This window comes from Streptomyces sp. NPDC053431 (genome assembly GCF_044544925.1).
Taxonomy (GTDB): Bacteria; Actinomycetota; Actinomycetes; order Streptomycetales; family Streptomycetaceae; genus Streptomyces.
Genome location: NZ_JBITXX010000001.1, coordinates 1,262,741 through 1,278,400, shown reverse-complemented (window position 1 = coordinate 1,278,400; position 15,660 = coordinate 1,262,741). Strand labels below are relative to the sequence as shown.

General features: G+C 74.7%; 13 protein-coding genes and 1 riboswitch. Of the genes, 9 read left to right on the top strand and 4 right to left on the bottom strand.

Translation table 11 applies throughout. The features are described 5' to 3' along the window. Positions 1–186: 186 nt before the first annotated feature. Complete coding sequence (locus ACIGXE_RS05675) at positions 187–1,785, bottom strand: ABC-F family ATP-binding cassette domain-containing protein (RefSeq protein ID WP_399743478.1); 1,599 nt, start codon at positions 1,783–1,785, stop codon at positions 187–189. Positions 1,786–2,048: 263 nt separating this feature from the next. Here ACIGXE_RS05675 and ACIGXE_RS05670 point away from each other — a divergent pair, with 263 nt between their 5' ends. Together ACIGXE_RS05670 and ACIGXE_RS05665 are read left to right on the top strand one after the other, a co-directional pair. Further along, complete coding sequence (locus tag ACIGXE_RS05670) at positions 2,049–2,939, top strand: neutral zinc metallopeptidase (protein ID WP_399743475.1); 891 nt, start codon at positions 2,049–2,051, stop codon at positions 2,937–2,939. 173 nt (positions 2,940–3,112) lie between these two features. Next, positions 3,113–3,514: a VOC family protein gene (locus tag ACIGXE_RS05665; protein WP_399743471.1), complete on the top strand. Its 402-nt coding sequence runs from the start codon at positions 3,113–3,115 to the stop codon at positions 3,512–3,514. A gap of 29 nt (positions 3,515–3,543) precedes the next feature. On the opposite strand, the gene ACIGXE_RS05660 is transcribed toward ACIGXE_RS05665, so the two are convergent. Together ACIGXE_RS05660 and ACIGXE_RS05655 are read right to left on the bottom strand one after the other, a co-directional pair. Next, the gene (locus tag ACIGXE_RS05660) at positions 3,544–4,938 is read right to left on the bottom strand and encodes a hypothetical protein (protein WP_399743465.1); all 1,395 of its coding nucleotides are present in this window, start codon (positions 4,936–4,938) and stop codon (positions 3,544–3,546) included. Positions 4,939–5,070: 132 nt separating this feature from the next. Continuing rightward, on the bottom strand, positions 5,071–6,198 hold the full coding sequence (locus ACIGXE_RS05655) for an alpha/beta hydrolase (protein ID WP_399743462.1): 1,128 nt from the start codon (positions 6,196–6,198) through the stop codon (positions 5,071–5,073). A 340-nt stretch (positions 6,199–6,538) separates the two neighbouring features. Between ACIGXE_RS05655 and ACIGXE_RS05650 the strand changes: the two genes are divergently transcribed. The 7 genes from ACIGXE_RS05650 to ACIGXE_RS05620 all read left to right on the top strand — a co-directional run bounded on the left by ACIGXE_RS05650 (position 6,539) and on the right by ACIGXE_RS05620 (position 14,910). After that, positions 6,539–7,804: an anion permease gene (locus ACIGXE_RS05650; protein WP_399743459.1), complete on the top strand. Its 1,266-nt coding sequence runs from the start codon at positions 6,539–6,541 to the stop codon at positions 7,802–7,804. Positions 7,805–7,820: 16 nt separating this feature from the next. Beyond that, a complete protein-coding gene (locus tag ACIGXE_RS05645; RefSeq protein WP_399743456.1) occupies positions 7,821–8,042 on the top strand; it encodes a hypothetical protein in 222 nt (73 codons plus the stop codon). Positions 8,043–8,180: 138 nt separating this feature from the next. Then, positions 8,181–8,302, top strand: a riboswitch (cobalamin riboswitch). A gap of 31 nt (positions 8,303–8,333) precedes the next feature. After that, a complete protein-coding gene (locus tag ACIGXE_RS05640) occupies positions 8,334–9,311 on the top strand; it encodes a cobalamin biosynthesis protein (protein WP_399743453.1) in 978 nt (325 codons plus the stop codon). After that, positions 9,308–10,816 (top strand): cobyric acid synthase, encoded by a 1,509-nt coding sequence (locus ACIGXE_RS05635; protein ID WP_399743450.1) that lies wholly within the window; start codon positions 9,308–9,310, stop codon positions 10,814–10,816. Before ACIGXE_RS05640 ends, ACIGXE_RS05635 begins: the two co-directional genes overlap by 4 nt. 58 nt (positions 10,817–10,874) lie before the next feature. Beyond that, positions 10,875–12,917, top strand: a complete 2,043-nt coding sequence (locus tag ACIGXE_RS05630) for a putative cobaltochelatase (protein WP_399743448.1) — start codon at positions 10,875–10,877, stop codon at positions 12,915–12,917. After that, positions 12,917–13,525: a cob(I)yrinic acid a,c-diamide adenosyltransferase gene (gene cobO, locus ACIGXE_RS05625; RefSeq protein WP_399743445.1), complete on the top strand. Its 609-nt coding sequence runs from the start codon at positions 12,917–12,919 to the stop codon at positions 13,523–13,525. The genes ACIGXE_RS05630 and cobO overlap by 1 nt, the downstream gene beginning before the upstream one ends. Next, a complete protein-coding gene (locus ACIGXE_RS05620; protein ID WP_399743442.1) occupies positions 13,519–14,910 on the top strand; it encodes a cobyrinate a,c-diamide synthase in 1,392 nt (463 codons plus the stop codon). Before cobO ends, ACIGXE_RS05620 begins: the two co-directional genes overlap by 7 nt. Positions 14,911–14,912: 2 nt before the next feature. On the opposite strand, the gene ACIGXE_RS05615 is transcribed toward ACIGXE_RS05620, so the two are convergent. Next, complete coding sequence (locus tag ACIGXE_RS05615; RefSeq protein WP_399743439.1) at positions 14,913–15,638, bottom strand: ZIP family metal transporter; 726 nt, start codon at positions 15,636–15,638, stop codon at positions 14,913–14,915. Between the last annotated feature and the right edge of the window lie 22 nt (positions 15,639–15,660).

The window sequence follows — 15,660 nt, the reverse complement described above, 5'->3', positions numbered from 1 at the left end:
CCGCGCCCCCCCGCGGGGGGGTTTGGGGCGGGTCCGGCCCCGGGGGGCCCCCCGGGGGGGGGGGGGGGCGGGGGGGTCGGGCCCCCCCCCCCCCCGCGCCGGGGGTATGAGACGCACTCACTCAGATGAAGGATCACCCATGAGCCGAATGATCCAGCTCGAAGTGATCACCGACCCGCTCGCCGGTCAGGCCAGGGCGACCAGGTCCGCGTAGTCGGCGCCCCACAGGTCCTCCACGCCGTCCGGGAGCAGGATGATCCGCTCCGGGTCGAGCGCCTCGACGGCGCCCTCGTCGTGGGTGACGAGCACGACCGCGCCCTTGTACGTGCGCAGCGCACCGAGGATCTCCTCGCGGCTGGCCGGGTCCAGGTTGTTCGTCGGCTCGTCGAGGAGCAGCACGTTCGCGGAGGAGACGACCAGGGTCGCGAGCGCGAGCCGGGTCTTCTCGCCGCCGGACAGGACGCCGGCCGGCTTGTCGACGTCGTCGCCGGAGAACAGGAAGGAGCCGAGCACCTTGCGCACCTCGACCAGGTCGAGGTCGGGCGCGGCGGAGCGCATGTTCTCCAGGACGGTGCGCTCGGGGTCCAGGGTCTCGTGCTCCTGGGCGTAGTAGCCGAGCTTGAGGCCGTGGCCGGGGGTGACCTCGCCGGTGTCCGGCTGCTCGACGCCGCCGAGCAGCCGCAGCAGGGTGGTCTTGCCCGCGCCGTTGAGGCCGAGGATGACCACGCGCGAGCCCTTGTCGATCGCGAGGTTCACATCGGTGAAGATCTCGAGGGAACCGTACGACTTGGACAGACCCTCCGCGGTGAGCGGGGTCTTGCCGCAGGGGGCGGGCTCCGGGAAGCGGAGCTTGGCCACCTTGTCGGAGACGCGGACCGCCTCCAGGCCGGACAGCAGCCGCTCGGCGCGCTTGGCCATGTTCTGCGCGGCGACGGTCTTGGTGGCCTTGGCGCGCATCTTGTCGGCCTGCGAGTTGAGCGCGGCGGCCTTCTTCTCGGCGTTCTGGCGCTCGCGCTTGCGGCGCTTCTCGTCGGCCTCGCGCTGCTGCTGGTAGAGCTTCCAGCCCATGTTGTAGACGTCGATGGTGGAGCGGTTGGCGTCCAGGTAGAACACCTTGTTGACCACGGTCTCGACGAGGTCGACGTCGTGGGAGATCACGATGAAGCCGCCGCGGTAGGTCTTCAGGTAGTCCCGCAGCCAGACGATCGAGTCGGCGTCGAGGTGGTTGGTGGGCTCGTCGAGGAGCAGCGTGTCCGCGTCGGAGAAGAGGATGCGGGCCAGCTCGATCCGGCGGCGCTGACCACCGGAGAGGGTGTGCAGCGGCTGGCCCAGGACCCGGTCGGGCAGGCCGAGGGCGGCGGCGATGGTGGAGGCCTCGGCCTCGGCCGCGTAACCGCCCTTGGTGAGGAACTCGGTCTCCTGGCGCTCGTACTGCCGGAGGGCCTTCTCGCGGGTGGCGCCGGCGCCGGTGGCGATGCGCTCCTCGTTCTGGCGCATCTTGCGGAGGAGCACGTCGAGGCCGCGGGCGGAGAGGATCCGGTCGCGGGCGAGCACGTCGAGGTCGCCGGTGCGCGGGTCCTGCGGGAGGTAGCCGACCTCGCCGGAGCGGCTGATCGTGCCGCCGGCGGGCTGCCCCTCGCCCGCGAGGCACTTGGTGAGGGTGGTCTTGCCCGCTCCGTTGCGGCCGACCAGGCCGATGCGGTCGCCCTTGGCGACGCGGAAGGAAGCGGACTCGATGAGGACACGGGCGCCGGCGCGCAGCTCGATGCCGGAAGCGGTGATCACGGACAGACTCCAGGGCGATGGGTAACGGCGGAAGGACGGCTGAGCGGGGCTTCGACGCCGCTAATGCACGGGGAGAATGGCCATGCGGCCAGTCTAACGGGCGGCTGCAACTGCTTTTAGGCCACAGATCACAGATGCCGCATCTCACACTTTCCCGGTAAGAGACGCATACCTCGCTCGTCTCGCGTGCCCCCCATGCCGCGTAAAAGGGGTGAGCCCTGCCGTATCGATCGATACTCGGCAGAAAGCGGAGGGCGGTGGCCATGCAGTTCGACGACGACGCCAACCTGGACACCTCGGAGGTGCAGGACGTCCGGGGCAGCCGCATCCCGGGCGGCAGGGCCACCGTCGGCGGCGGCATCGTCGGCGTCATCGCGCTGGTCCTGGGCCTGCTCTTCGGGGTGGGGCCCGAGCAGCTGGGCCTGTCGTCCGGGGGCGACGGGCCGGTCGCGACCTCCTCCTCGGCGGCCCAGGTGAACCGGCGCTGCCGGACCGGCTCCGACGCCAACACCCGCGAGGACTGCCGGATCGTGGCCGTGGTCAACAGCGTGCAGGACTTCTGGCGGGCCGAGTACGCGCGCCGCGGCGCGCGGTACGGGGACGCGCCGACGGTGCTGTTCACCCAGCGGGTCGCGACCGCCTGCGGCACGGCGAGCTCGGCGGTCGGCCCGTTCTACTGCCCCGGCGACCGGCGGGTCTATCTGGACCTGGGCTTCTTCGAGGAGCTGCGCACCACGTTCGGCGCGACCGGCGGGCCCTTCGCCCAGGCGTACGTGGTGGCGCACGAGTACGGCCACCACGTGCAGAACGCGATGGGAACGCTGGCCCGCGCCCAGAACGGCCGGACCGGCGCGAACTCCGGCGCGGTGAGGGTCGAGCTCCAGGCCGACTGCTACGCGGGCGTCTGGGCCCGGCACGCGGTGACCACACCGGACGACCGGACGGGCCGGCCGCTGCTCACCCGGCTGACGGACGACGACATCCGCGACGGCCTGGACGCGGCGGCGGCCGTGGGCGACGACCGGATCCAGGAGCGGTTCCAGGGCCGGGTGACCCCGGAGACCTGGACGCACGGCTCGGCGGCGCAGCGCCGGCAGTGGTTCTCCACCGGCTACACCACGGGCGACCTGGCGCGCTGCGACACCTTCCGCTGACGGCCCGCACTTCCCCTGGCGGCCCGGCACCTTCCCTTGGCGGCCCACCGCCTCCTTCCCGCGGGGGGACCTTCCCGCGGCGCCGGAGCGCGCGCCGTCGCTCCCGGGCACCGGCGGCGTCGGCTGCGAGACTGAGACCCGGATCACATCGCAGTAGAGAGGAAGTGATCGGGATGGCCGAGTCCCCCGACATCTGTCCGACGCTGACGTACGAGGACGCGAAGGCCGCGATCCGGCTGCTCACCGAGGGTTTCGGCTTCGCCGCCGACGCCGTGTACGAGGGCGAGGACGGCCGGGTGATGCACGCCGAGCTGTCCTACGGCAACGGGAGGGTGATGCTCGGCAGCAAGGGCACGGGCAGCCGGTTCGACCAGCTGATGACGGGCGCGGGCCCGGCCGGGATCTACGTCCGGGTGACCGACGTGGACGAGCACCACGCCCAGGCGCTCGCCCACGGCGCCGAGATCGTGATGCCGCCGACCGACCAGGACTACGGCGCGCGGGACTACATGGCCCGCGACACCGAGGGCAACGTCTGGAGTTTCGGGACGTACGCCCCCGGCGCCGCGGGGTAGCTCCCTGCCGCGTGGCGGCCCCCGGCGGCTCAGGCCCCGCCCGTGTGCACCTGGAAGGCGGCCCGGCGGACCGCCTTCGCCAGGGACGGGTCGGGGTGGGCGGCGGCGAGCGCGACCAGGACCTGGACGGTGCGGGGGTGGCCGACCGCCCGGACCTCGTCGAGGAGGGCGGGGACGGTCCCCTGGACGGCGGAGTCCAGGTGCCGGACGAGCAGGGCACTCTCGCCGTGGTCTGCGACGGCTGCCGCGGTGTCCACCCAGAGCCAGGTCGCCTCCTCGCGGGTCAGCACCTCGGGGGCGTCGTCCGGGTCGGCGCCCTCGTACTCGGCGAGCCACAGCAGCGCGTACGGGCGGAGCGACGGTTCCGCCAGGGCGGCGCGGACCTCGGGCTCGGCCGGGGCGCCGACGACCCGCAGGGCCTCGAAGGCGAGACCGCGCAGCAGGGCGTCCTCGCCGCGGGCGACGGCGAGCAGCTCGGCGACCGCGCTGGACAGGGTGCGGGCGGCGAGCCAGGCGCGGTACTCGTCGCGGGCCGGGCCCGGGGTGAGCCGGGCGCAGCCGCGCAGCATGTCCGCGGCGGACTGCTCGATGTTGCCGGCCGGGCTCTGGGCGGCGACGCAGATCTGCTCCAGCTTGACCCAGACCGCCCAGTTGCCGAGCGGGGTGAGGGTGGCCTGGCAGCCCTCCGCGGTGGTGGCGAGCGTCAGGGCGCCGACGGCGGCGAGGCCTTCCAGGGCCCAGTCGAGCAGCGCGGGCAGGCCGTCGGCGGTGGCGGCCGGCTCGACGTCGGGGACCGGCTCGGCGTCGGGGGCCGGGACCTCGCAGCGCTCCTCGCGCAGCTCGGCGACGCGCTGCCGCAGCAGGTCGAGCAGCCCGGCCACCGCGACGGGCCCGGCGGAGAGCTGGAGCAGGGAGAGGACCTGGGGCACGGCCTCGACGACCTCGGCGACGGCGCCGGGCGCCACGTCCTCGGGCGCCGGATGGACCAGGGACCAGGCGTCGAAGAGGGCGACCCAGCCGCGCAGCACGGCGGAGTCGTCCCGGTCCCAGGCCTGCAGCCGCCAGCCGGGGCGGGCGGTGTCGCCGTGCAGCTCGACGAGACCGGCCAGCCGGGCCCGGTCCCAGCCGGCCCTGACCTGCCCGGGCGTCAGATCCAGGGCGGCGGCGGCCCGTTCCCCGTCCGGGGGTGCCGTCTCCGCCTGCCGGTCGACGGCCGCCCAGCGGGCGATCCGGACCGCGTCGGCGAGCACGGCCCGCGCCTGGAGGGCCAGTTCCGCGCGGGGCGGGGTCCCCTCGGGCGGCCGGGGCGCCGGGCGGGTGCGCCGGGTCGTCACGGCCTTTCGCGCGGTGGCGAGTGCCCGCGGACGGACGAGTCGGAGTCTGGAGTTGCGCGCCAATGGTTCATCGGGCTTTCGAGACGTCACGGGGGCAGTCTTCCCGCTGACGGCCCGAAAGCCCAATCGGAATCCGCAACGCCGCCGCGCCGGCCGGGGTCCGCCTCCGGCGCGGGCCCGGCGGCGGGCGGAACGCGCCCGTCCCGGCGCCCTGGCGGTGTCTCAGACGAGCGGGGTCAGGAAGCGGCGGAGGGCCTCTTCGTAGCGGAGGGGGTCGGCGTTCCACATGGCCGCGTGGGGGGCGCCGCGGACCGTGGTGAGGGTGACGAGGTCCGGGCGGAGCCGGGCGAGCCGCTGCGAGGGGCCCCAGGGGGCGAGGGTGTCGTCGGGGCCGTGGAAGAGCAGGGTCGGGACGCCCAGCGCGCCGGGGGCGGCGGCCTCCTGGAGGCGGTCGCCGTGGAGTCCGGTCCTGCCCTGGGCGGCGCGGACGGCGAGCGGAAGCAGCGGGCCCGGGACGCGGCGGGCGGCGGCGAGATTGCGCAGGGTGGCCTCCCAGTCGAGGACCGGGGAGTCGAGGACGAGGCCCCGGATCCGGTCGCGCACCCCGGAGCTCGCCGCGGCGTGCAGAGCCATGGCGGCGCCGGATCCCCAGCCGTGCAGGACGACCTGGGCGGCGCCGCGCCGGACGGCGAAGCGGATGGCGGCGTCGACGTCGCGCCACTCGGAGTCGCCGAGGTGCCCGAGCCCGTCCGGGACCGCGGGCGCGCCGGCGTCGCCGCGGTAGGCCGGGATGAGGACGGGGATCTGCCGGCGCTGGAGGAAGGGCAGCAGGTTGAGGGGCTGCTCCCGGGTGGTGCCGAGACCGTGCAGGGCGATCACCCAGGTGGGGCGGGCGCCGGGGACGAGCCAGGCGGGCAGGGCGCCGAGCTCGCCGGGGATCTCGACGTCCTCGTGGCGCAGGCCCAGGGCGGTCTCGGGGGTGCCGATGTGCAGCTGCGGGGTGAAGCGGACCCGGACGCGGGGGCCGAGGACGCCGCGCTCGACGCGTTCGAGGCGGCGGACGACGGTGTCGGCGGTGTGCGGGACCCGGTCGAGGACCGGGCCGACCACCGCGTGCAGGTCCTCCCCCTCGATCCCGTAGGTGCCGGGGCGCAGCGAGGCCAGGCTGCGGGTGAGGGTGATCCGGCCCGGGCCCGTGGCGTGCACGGTGAGCTTCGGATCGCCGGGGAAGGGGCGCCCGGAGGGCACCCCGAGGGCGACGTCGCTGGCGTACCGGCCGGCCGCCACCGCGGCCGCGCCGAGACCGATGACTGTGGTGACGGCCGCTGCCGTCGCTGTAGCCGGGCGCACGCTCCCAGTGTCCGCAGCCCGGGGCCGACCTGCCACCGGGCGGGCGACTCCTTCGAGTGACGTGGATCTCGTTCCGGGGTCGCCCGTGGGGCTGAAGTGGTCCATGGGGCGGAACGTGTCGGGAGCGCTGGAAGCTACGCGCGTTGCGTCCGGCCCGGAACGGCACGGTTTACCCCGGGTCGCACCGTGACCGCATCGTGGACAGCGAGCCCGTCCGGCCCTTAAGCGGAATCTCGGGACCCCGGATCGGGACACCATGCCGCCCGGCCCAGTTCACCTTCCGTTCACCCAGGTTGCTTACGTTCGACGAGCCACTGACGTCAAACGATTGCCTGGGTAAATGGAACACATCACGCTGCTGCTCGCCATTGTGGTCGTGACAGCTCTCGTGTTCGATTTCACGAACGGTTTCCACGACACCGCCAACGCGATGGCCACGACCATCTCGACCGGTGCCCTCAAGCCCAAGACGGCGGTGGCCATGTCCGCCGTGCTGAACCTCGTCGGCGCGTTCCTGTCGGTGGAGGTCGCCAAGACGATCTCCAAGGGACTGGTGAACGAGGAGGGCATCCAGCCCGAAGTCATCCTCGCCGCGCTCGTCGGCGCGATCCTCTGGAACCTGGTGACCTGGCTGGTCGGACTGCCGTCCAGCTCCTCCCACGCCCTGATGGGCGGCCTCATCGGCGCGACCGTCGCCTCGATCGGCGTCAGCGGCGTGAACGGCGACGTCGTCGTGACGAAGGTCCTCCTCCCGGCGGTCGCCGCCCCCGTGGTGGCCGGCGTCGCCTCGATGCTCGGCTCCCGCCTGACGTACCGCCTCGGCCGGAACGCGGACGCCGGGGCGACGGAGAAGGGCTACCGGGCCGGTCAGATCGCCTCCGCCGGTCTCGTCTCCCTCGCCCACGGCACCAACGACGCCCAGAAGACCATGGGCATCATCACGCTCGCCCTGGTCGCCGGCGGCGTCCTCTCCCCGGGCGCCAACCCGCCCGTCTGGGTCATCGTCTCGGCCGGCCTGGCGATCGCGCTCGGCACCTACCTCGGCGGCTGGCGCATCATCCGCACGATGGGCAAGGGGCTCACGGACCTCCAGCCGCAGCAGGGCTTCGCCGCCCAGACCAGCGCGGCCACGACCATCCTGGCCTCCTCCCACCTCGGCTTCTCGCTCTCCACCACCCACGTCGTCTCGGGTGGCGTCATGGGCGCGGGTCTCGGCCGCAAGGGCGGTGTCGTCCGCTGGTCGACCGCCACCCGCATGTTCGTCGCCTGGGGCCTGACCCTGCCGGCCGCCGGTCTGGTCGGCGCGGGCGCCGAGTACGTCGCCCGCCAGGGCGCCTGGGGCGTCTACGTCGTCGCCGCCTTCCTGGTCGCCTCCTGCCTCGGCATCTGGCTCGTCTCGCGCCGCCAGGTCGTCGACCACACCAACGTCAACGACGTCGAGACCGACACCGAGCCCGCGGGTGTCGTCACCACCGCCATCGCGGCCGTCACCCCGCCGCCGGCCGGCTCCGTCGCCGCCGTCGCGGACGCGGACCTGAAGACCACCATCCCCGCCCCGGGCCCGACGGACCCGGCCGCTCCCCCGGCCCCCGCCGCCGCGGTCTAAGGAACTGGAACCAAGCATGAAGATCGACTGGGCAGCTCTCGGCTCCGTCTTCGGAGTCAGCCTCGTGGCGACCGTCGCCCTCGTGGGCCTCTTCACCCTCGGTGTCGTCGGACTCGGCAAGCAGGAGCAGGCCGCGGCCGCCGGCGGCTCCGCCACCCTGGCCCGTACCGGCGCCTACCTCTGCTTCACGCTCTGCGCGGCGGCCGTCGCGTACGGCATCTACCTGATCGTCGTCTGACGCTCGACGGGCCCACCGGCCGGGCGGCCCCTCACCCACGGGTGCGGGACCGCCCGGCCGCCGTGTTTGTGGTGCTTCGCACAGTGACACGACGCAGGTCAAGGGTGAGTTGACGGGTGTTCGCGGGCCGTGGTGGACTTCCGGAGCCATTACGGCGGCAAGCAGAGGAAGTCCGGTGCGAATCCGGCACGGTCCCGCCACTGTGACCGGCCCCGACGGGCCGGGAGTCAGGAACTCTCGCCGCCGGTCACGTCGAGCCAGGGCGCGGACCCTGAGTGAGGACACAGTGCCATGCCCGGCCGCGGCCCCAGACCCTCCCGTGCCCCCGCCGTCTTCGCGTACGGAGCGGCCGCCGGCCTCGCCGTCGACCTGCTCGTGGGCGATCCGCGCCGCGGCCATCCCGTCGCCGCGTTCGGCCGGGCGGCCGGCGCGGTCGAACGCGTCCTGTGGCGCGACGACCGCGGCCGCGGCGCCCTCCACACCGCGGTCTGCGCCGGCGGAACCGTGGCGCTCGGCGCCCTCGCCGCCCGCACCGCGCGCGGCAGCCGCGCCGCCTCCGTCGCCCTGACCGCCGCCTCCGTGTGGGCCGTCGTCGGCGGAACGACCCTGGGGCGCGAGGCCCGCGCGATCGGCGGGGCGCTCGGGGCCGGCGACCTGGAGGCGGCCCGGGCACGGATGCCGCACCTGGTCGGCCGCGACCCGCAGGCGCTCGACGGTCCCGCGATGGCCCGCGCGGTCGTCGAGTCCGTCGCCGAGAACACCTCCGACGCCGTCGTGGGCGCCCTCTTCTGGGGGGCGGTCGCGGGCGTGCCGGGCCTGCTCGGCTTCCGGGCGGTGAACACCCTGGACGCCATGGTCGGCCACCGCTCCCCCCGCTACCGGCGCTTCGGCTGGGCCTCGGCCCGCCTCGACGACCTCGCCGGCTGGCCGGGCGCCCGGCTCACCGCCGTCCTCACCACCGTCGCCGGGGGGAACCCGCGCGGGGCCCTGAAGGCCTGGCGCGAGGACGCCGGGAGGCATCCGAGCCCCAACGCGGGGCCGGTGGAGGCCTCGTTCGCCGGGGCCCTCGGCGTACGGCTCGGCGGCACCCTGTCGTACGGCGGGCGGATCGAGCACCGGCCGGTGCTCAACGGGGCGGGGCGGGCCGTCGACGTGGCCGACATCGACCGGGCGGTCCGGCTGTCCCGCCGGGTGACCTGGCTGACCCTGGCCGCCTGTGTGGGCGGCCGGACCATCGCGCACGCGCTGAGGAAGCGGAGGAACGCATGAGGGGTGGGGGGCTGCTCGTCGCCGGGACCACGTCCGACGCGGGCAAGAGCGTCGTCACGGCCGGCATCTGCCGGTGGCTGGTCCGGCAGGGCCTGAAGGTCGCGCCGTTCAAGGGGCAGAACATGTCCCTCAACTCCTTCGTCACGCGGGACGGCGCGGAGATCGGGCGCGCCCAGGCCATGCAGGCGCAGGCGGCGCGGGTCGAGCCGAGCGCGCTGATGAACCCGGTGCTGCTCAAGCCCGGCAGCGACCGCTCCAGCCAGGTGGTCCTCATGGGCAGGCCGGTCGGCGAGCTCAGCGCCCGCGGCTACCACGGGGGCCGGCAGCAGGAGCTGTTCGAGCCGGTCCTGGCATGCCTGGAGGAGCTGCGGGGCACGTACGACGCCGTGATCTGCGAAGGGGCGGGCAGTCCGGCCGAGATCAACCTGCGGCGCACGGACATCGTGAACATGGGCGTCGCGCGGGCCGCGCGACTGCCCGTGGTCGTGGTCGGCGACATCGACCGGGGCGGGGTGTTCGCCCAGTTCTTCGGGACGACGGCGCTGCTCGCGCCCGAGGACCAGGAGCTCGTCGCGGGCTATCTCGTGAACAAGTTCCGGGGTGACGTGACCCTGCTCGAACCCGGACTCGACATGCTGCACGGCCTCACCGGGCGCCCGACCTTCGGCGTCCTGCCGTACGCGCACGGACTCGGCATCGACGAGGAGGACGGCCTGCGGGTGTCGCTGCGCGGGGCCGTACGCGAGTCGGTCGTGGCGCCGCCGCTGGGCGAGGACGTGCTGCGGGTCGCCGTCTGCGCCGTCCCGCTGATGTCCAACTTCACCGACGTCGACGCGCTCGCCGCCGAACCGGGCGTCGTCGTGCGCTTCGTGGACCGGCCCGAGGAACTCGTCGACGCCGACCTGGTCGTGGTGCCGGGGACGCGCGGCACGGTGAGGGCGCTGGCCTGGCTGCGCGAGCGCGGCCTCGCCGACGCGCTGGTCCGGCGGGCCGCGGAGGGGCGCCCGGTGCTCGGCATCTGCGGCGGCTTCCAGGCCCTCGGCGAGCGCATCGAGGACGAGGTCGAGTCGAAGGCGGGCACCGTCGACGGCCTCGGCCTGCTGCCCGTACGGGTCCGGTTCGCGCCCGAGAAGACCCTGGCCCGACCGGTCGGCGAAGCGCTCGGCGAGCGGGTCGAGGGCTACGAGATCCACCACGGCGTGGCCGAGGTCCTCGGCGGAGACCCCTTCCTCGACGGCTGCCGGGTCGGCGCGGTCTGGGGCACCCACTGGCACGGCTCCCTGGAGAGCGACGCCTTCCGCCGCGCCTTCCTCCGCGAGGTCGCGGCGGCCGCCGGGCGCCGCTTCGTCCCGGCCCCCGACACCGCCTTCGGCGCCCTCCGCGAGGAACAGCTCGACCGCCTCGGCGACCTGATCGAGGAGCACGCCGACACGGACGCGCTGCTCCGCCTGATCGAGAAGGGCGCGCCGACGGGGCTGCCGTTCGTGCCGCCGGGGGCGCCGTGAGCACCCCGCCCGCCGCGCCCGCCCCGATCCCCGTACGACTCGAAGGAGTGACCGCCCGATGAGCACCCGCTACCCGTTCACCGCCGTTGTCGGCATGGACGACCTGCGGCTCGCGCTGCTGCTGAACGCCGTCAGCCCGGCCGTGGGCGGTGTGCTGGTCCGGGGCGAGAAGGGCACCGCCAAGTCCACGGCCGTCCGCGCCCTCGCGGAGCTGCTGCCGGAGGTGGCGGTGGTCGCGGGCTGCCGCTTCAGCTGCGACCCGGCCGCGCCCGACCCGGGCTGCCCGGACGGGCCGCACAGCGAGGGGGCGCGCGAGGCGCGGCCCGCGCGGATGGTGGAGCTGCCGGTCGGCGCGTCCGAGGACCGGCTGGTCGGCGCGCTCGACATCGAGCGGGCGCTCTCGGAAGGCGTGAAGGCCTTCGAGCCGGGGCTGCTCGCCGACGCGCACCGGGGCATCCTGTACGTCGACGAGGTCAACCTGCTGCACGACCACCTCATCGACCTGCTGCTCGACGCCGCCGCCATGGGCTCCTCCTACGTCGAGCGCGAGGGCGTCTCCGTACGGCACGCGGCCCGCTTCCTGCTGGTCGGCACCATGAACCCCGAAGAGGGCGAGCTGCGGCCGCAGTTGCTGGACCGCTTCGGACTGACGGTGGAGGTGGCGGCCTCCCGGGAGCCCGAGCAGCGGGTGGAGGTCGTGCGGCGGCGGCTCGCCTTCGAGGACGACCCGGCCGCGTTCGCCGCGCGCTGGGCCGACGAGGAGGCGGCGCTGCGCGAGCGGATCGTCGCCGCGCGGAAGCTGCTGCCGGCGGTGACGCTCGGGGACGCGGTGCTGCTGCAGATCGCGGCGACCTGCGCCGCGTTCGAGGTCGACGGCATGCGCGCCGACATCGTGATGGCCCGCACGGCGACCGCGCTCGCGGCCTGGGCCGGGCGGACGGAGGTCACCTCCGAGGACGTGCGGCAGGCGGCGCTGCTGGCGCTCCCCCACCGGCGGCGGCGCAACCCCTTCGACGCGCCCGGCCTCGACCAGGACAAGCTCGACGAGACCCTGGAGCGGTTCAAGGGCGACGACGAGCCCTCCCCCGACGACCCGGACCCGCAGGGCCCGGGTGACGGCGGCCCCGGCGGCGGTGGCGGTGGCGGTGGCGGTGGGATTCCGCCGCAGGGCGACGGGCCCGCACCCGAGGCGGCCGACCCGTCCGACGTCCCCGAGGGCGCGTCCGCGCCCCGGAACAGCGGTTCCGGAGCCGGCTCCGGCGAGCGCGCCGCCGTCCGGGCCGCCGAGCCCTTCCGTACGAAGATGCTCAGCGTGCCCGGACTCGGCGAGGGCGCGGCCGGGCGCCGCTCCCGGGCCCGTACGGAACACGGCCGGACCACCGGCGCGACCCGCCCCAGGGGCACGCTGACCAAGCTGCACCTGGCCGCGACCGTGCAGGCCGCGGCCCCGCACCAGAAGGCGCGCGGGCGCTCGGGGCGGGGCCTGGTGCTGCGCCGGGACGACCTGCGGCAGGCGACCCGGGAGGGCCGGGAGGGCAATCTGGTCCTGTTCGTCGTGGACGCCTCGGGTTCGATGGCGGCCCGGCAGCGGATGAGCGCCGTCAAGGGCGCGGTCCTGTCGCTGCTGCTCGACGCGTACCAGCGGCGCGACAAGGTCGGTCTGGTCACCTTCCGGGGCAGGGACGCCGAGGTCGCGCTGCCGCCGACCTCGTCCGTGGACGCGGCCGCCGCCCGTCTCGAACAGCTCCCCACCGGGGGCCGCACGCCGCTCTCCGCCGGCCTGCTCAAGGCGCACGACGTGCTGCGCGTGGAGCGCCTGCGGGACCCCTCGCGGCGCCCGCTGCTCGTGGTCGTGACCGACGGCCGGGCGACCGGCGGCGGCGCCGACCCGGTGGCGCTGGCCGCGCGGGCGGCCCGCCTGCACGCCGCCGACGGCACGGCCGCGGTGGTCGTGGACTGCGAGACGGGACCGGTGCGGCTCGGCCTCGCCGGAAGCCTCGCCCGTGAACTGGACGGCACCGCCGTCACCCTGGACGAGCTGCGCGCCGACTCGATCGCCGGGCTCGTCAGGGACGTACAAGCCACAAGGAGGGCCGCGTAATGCCCAAGGGACAGCCGACCGTCGTTCCGGACGACGGACTGACCACCCGTCAGCGTCGCAACCGTGCGCTGGTGATGGTGCACACGGGCGTCGGCAAGGGGAAGTCGACCGCCGCCTTCGGAATGGCGCTGCGCGCCTGGAACCAGGGCTGGCCGATCGGGGTGTTCCAGTTCGTCAAGTCCGCCAAGTGGCGGGTCGGCGAGGAGAACGCGCTCAAGGCGCTCGGCGAGACCGGCAAGGGTGGCACGGTCGTCTGGAACAAGATGGGCGAGGGGTGGTCCTGGATCCAGCGCGAGGTCGCCGAGGGCGAGCAGTCGCACGAGGAGAAGGCCCGAGAGGGCTGGGAGCAGGTCAAGCGGGACCTCGCCGAGGAGAAGTACCGGTTCTACGTCCTCGACGAGTTCGCGTACCTGCTGCACTGGGGCTGGATCGACACCCAGGAGGTCGTCGAGGTGCTGCGGGACCGTCCGGGTCAGCAGCACGTCGTCATCACCGGCCGCAACGCGCCGCAGGAGCTGATGGACTTCGCGGACCTGGTGACCGACATGTCGAAGGTGAAGCACCCGATGGACGCGGGTCAGAAGGGCCAGCGGGGCATCGAGTGGTAGCACGTCTGGTCATCGCCGCCCCGTCCTCGGGCGCGGGCAAGACCACGGTCGCGACCGGCCTGATGGCCGCCTTCGCCGGCCGTGGTCTGGCGGTCTCCCCGCACAAGGTCGGCCCGGACTACATCGACCCGGGCTACCACGCGCTCGCCACCGGCCGCCCGGGCCGGAACCTCGACGCGTACATGTGCGGCACGGAGCTGGTCGCGCCGCTCTTCGCGCACGGCGCGCGGGGCTGCGACCTGGCGGTCGTCGAGGGCGTGATGGGCCTGTACGACGGGGCCGCGGGCCAGGGCGAGCTGGCCTCCACGGCGCAGGTGGCGAAGCTGCTGCGGGCGCCGGTGGTGCTGGTCGTGGACGCCTCCTCGCAGTCCCGGTCGGTGGCCGCGCTCGTGCACGGCTTCGCGTCCTGGGACCCGGAGGTGCGGCTGGGCGGGGTGATCCTGAACAAGGTCGCCACCGACCGGCACGAGGCGCTGCTGCGGGAGGCGCTGGAGGAGTCCGGCGTGCCGGTCCTCGGCGTCCTGCGGCGCGCGCCGGCCGTCGCCACTCCGTCGCGGCACCTCGGGCTGGTGCCGGTCGCGGAGCGGCAGGCGCAGGCCGTGGAGGCGGTGGCGGCGCAGGCGGAGCAGGTGCGGGCCGGGTGCGACCTGGAGGCGCTGCTGGCGCTGGCGCGGAGCGCTCCGGAGTTGCGGGTCGAGCCGTGGTCGGCCGAGGCCGGCGAGCGGCTGCACGCCGGTGGTTCCGTTGTGCCCACCCGTTCCGCCCCGGCGGAGCGACTGCCCGCGACGGGACCCGTCGTCGCCGTCGCCGGGGGCGCCGCGTTCACGTTCTCGTACGCGGAGCACACGGAGTTGCTGAGGGCCGCCGGCGCGGAGGTCGTCACCTTCGACCCGCTCCGCGACGAGGCCCTCCCCGAGGGCACCCGCGGCCTGGTCATAGGCGGCGGCTTCCCCGAGGTGTACGGCGACGAGCTGTCCGCCAACGAGCCGCTGCGCAAGGCGGTCGCCGACCTCGCCGCGTCGGGCGCGCCCGTCGCCGCCGAGTGCGCCGGTCTGCTCTACCTCGCGCGGTCGCTGGACGGGCGCCCGATGTGCGGGGTGCTCGACGCGGACGCGCGGATGTCGTCGCGGCTGACGCTCGGGTACCGGGACGCGGTGGCCGTGAGCGACAGCGTGCTCGCGGCGGCCGGGACGCGGATGCGGGGGCACGAGTTCCATCGGACCGTGATCGAGCCGGGCGCGGGCCCGTTGGCGGCCTGGGGGCTGCGGCAGCCGGAGCCTCGGGTCGAGGGCTTCGTCCAGGGCGGGGTGCACGCCAGTTACGTGCACACCCACTGGGCGGGAGCGCCGGCCGCCGCCGCGCGTTTCGTGGAGCGCTGCGGGTGAGTTCAGCCGCCGGAGAGTCCCACCACGAGCCAGATGAACGCCACGCCCGCGACCGTGCACAGCAGGGTGGTGCGGGCGGGGTGTTCGTGGTGGGCCTCGGGGAGGATCTCGGCGGCCGCGAGGTAGAGCAGGGCACCGCCGAAGAAGCCGAGATAGGCGCCGAGCAGTTCCTCCGGAAGGGTGAACAGGGTGGCGAGGCCGGCGCCGACGAGCGGGGCGACGGCATCGGCGACGAGCATCGCGACGGCCTTGCGGCGGGCGTTCCCGTAGAGGGTCGTGATCGTGTACGTGTTGAAGCCGTCGGCGAAGTCGTGGGTGATGACGGCGATCGCCACGGTGGCGCCCATGCCGCCGCTGACCTGGAAGGCGGCGCCGAGCGCGATGCCGTCCATGAGGCTGTGGAGCACCATGGCGGCGGCGGCCGTGAGGCCGACCTGGGGGGCGCGGTCCCCGGCGGCGCCGTGGGCCGCGCGGCGGACGGCGAGGAGACGTTCCACCACGTGGGCGAAGAGGAAGCCGCCGACGAACAGCAGCAGGGCCTCGGGGACGCCGAAGACCTTCGCGCCGGCGGCCTCCAGGGCCTCGGGGAGGAGGTCGAGTCCGACGACGCCGAGCATGAGTCCGCCGGCGAGGCCGAGGACGAGGTGGCGGCGGTCGGTGACGCGCTGGGCGGTCCAGCCGCCGAACAGCGTCATGAGGAACGCGCCGAGCGCGACGACTACAGCCATGGGCCTTTGCTATCCGATGGCG

Excerpts from the sequence above, each read along its gene's own strand:
- ACIGXE_RS05630 (WP_399743448.1), top strand. The coding sequence starts at position 10,875 with ATGAGCACCCGCTACCCGTTCACCGCCGTTGTCGGCATGGACGACCTG.
- ACIGXE_RS05615 (WP_399743439.1), bottom strand. The coding sequence starts at position 15,638 with ATGGCTGTAGTCGTCGCGCTCGGCGCGTTCCTCATGACGCTGTTCGGC.
- ACIGXE_RS05665 (WP_399743471.1), top strand. The coding sequence starts at position 3,113 with ATGGCCGAGTCCCCCGACATCTGTCCGACGCTGACGTACGAGGACGCG.
- ACIGXE_RS05635 (WP_399743450.1), top strand. The coding sequence starts at position 9,308 with ATGAGGGGTGGGGGGCTGCTCGTCGCCGGGACCACGTCCGACGCGGGC.
- ACIGXE_RS05670 (WP_399743475.1), top strand. The coding sequence starts at position 2,049 with ATGCAGTTCGACGACGACGCCAACCTGGACACCTCGGAGGTGCAGGAC.
- ACIGXE_RS05640 (WP_399743453.1), top strand. The coding sequence starts at position 8,334 with ATGCCCGGCCGCGGCCCCAGACCCTCCCGTGCCCCCGCCGTCTTCGCG.
- ACIGXE_RS05645 (WP_399743456.1), top strand. The coding sequence starts at position 7,821 with ATGAAGATCGACTGGGCAGCTCTCGGCTCCGTCTTCGGAGTCAGCCTC.
- ACIGXE_RS05650 (WP_399743459.1), top strand. The coding sequence starts at position 6,539 with ATGGAACACATCACGCTGCTGCTCGCCATTGTGGTCGTGACAGCTCTC.
- cobO (WP_399743445.1), top strand. The coding sequence starts at position 12,917 with ATGCCCAAGGGACAGCCGACCGTCGTTCCGGACGACGGACTGACCACC.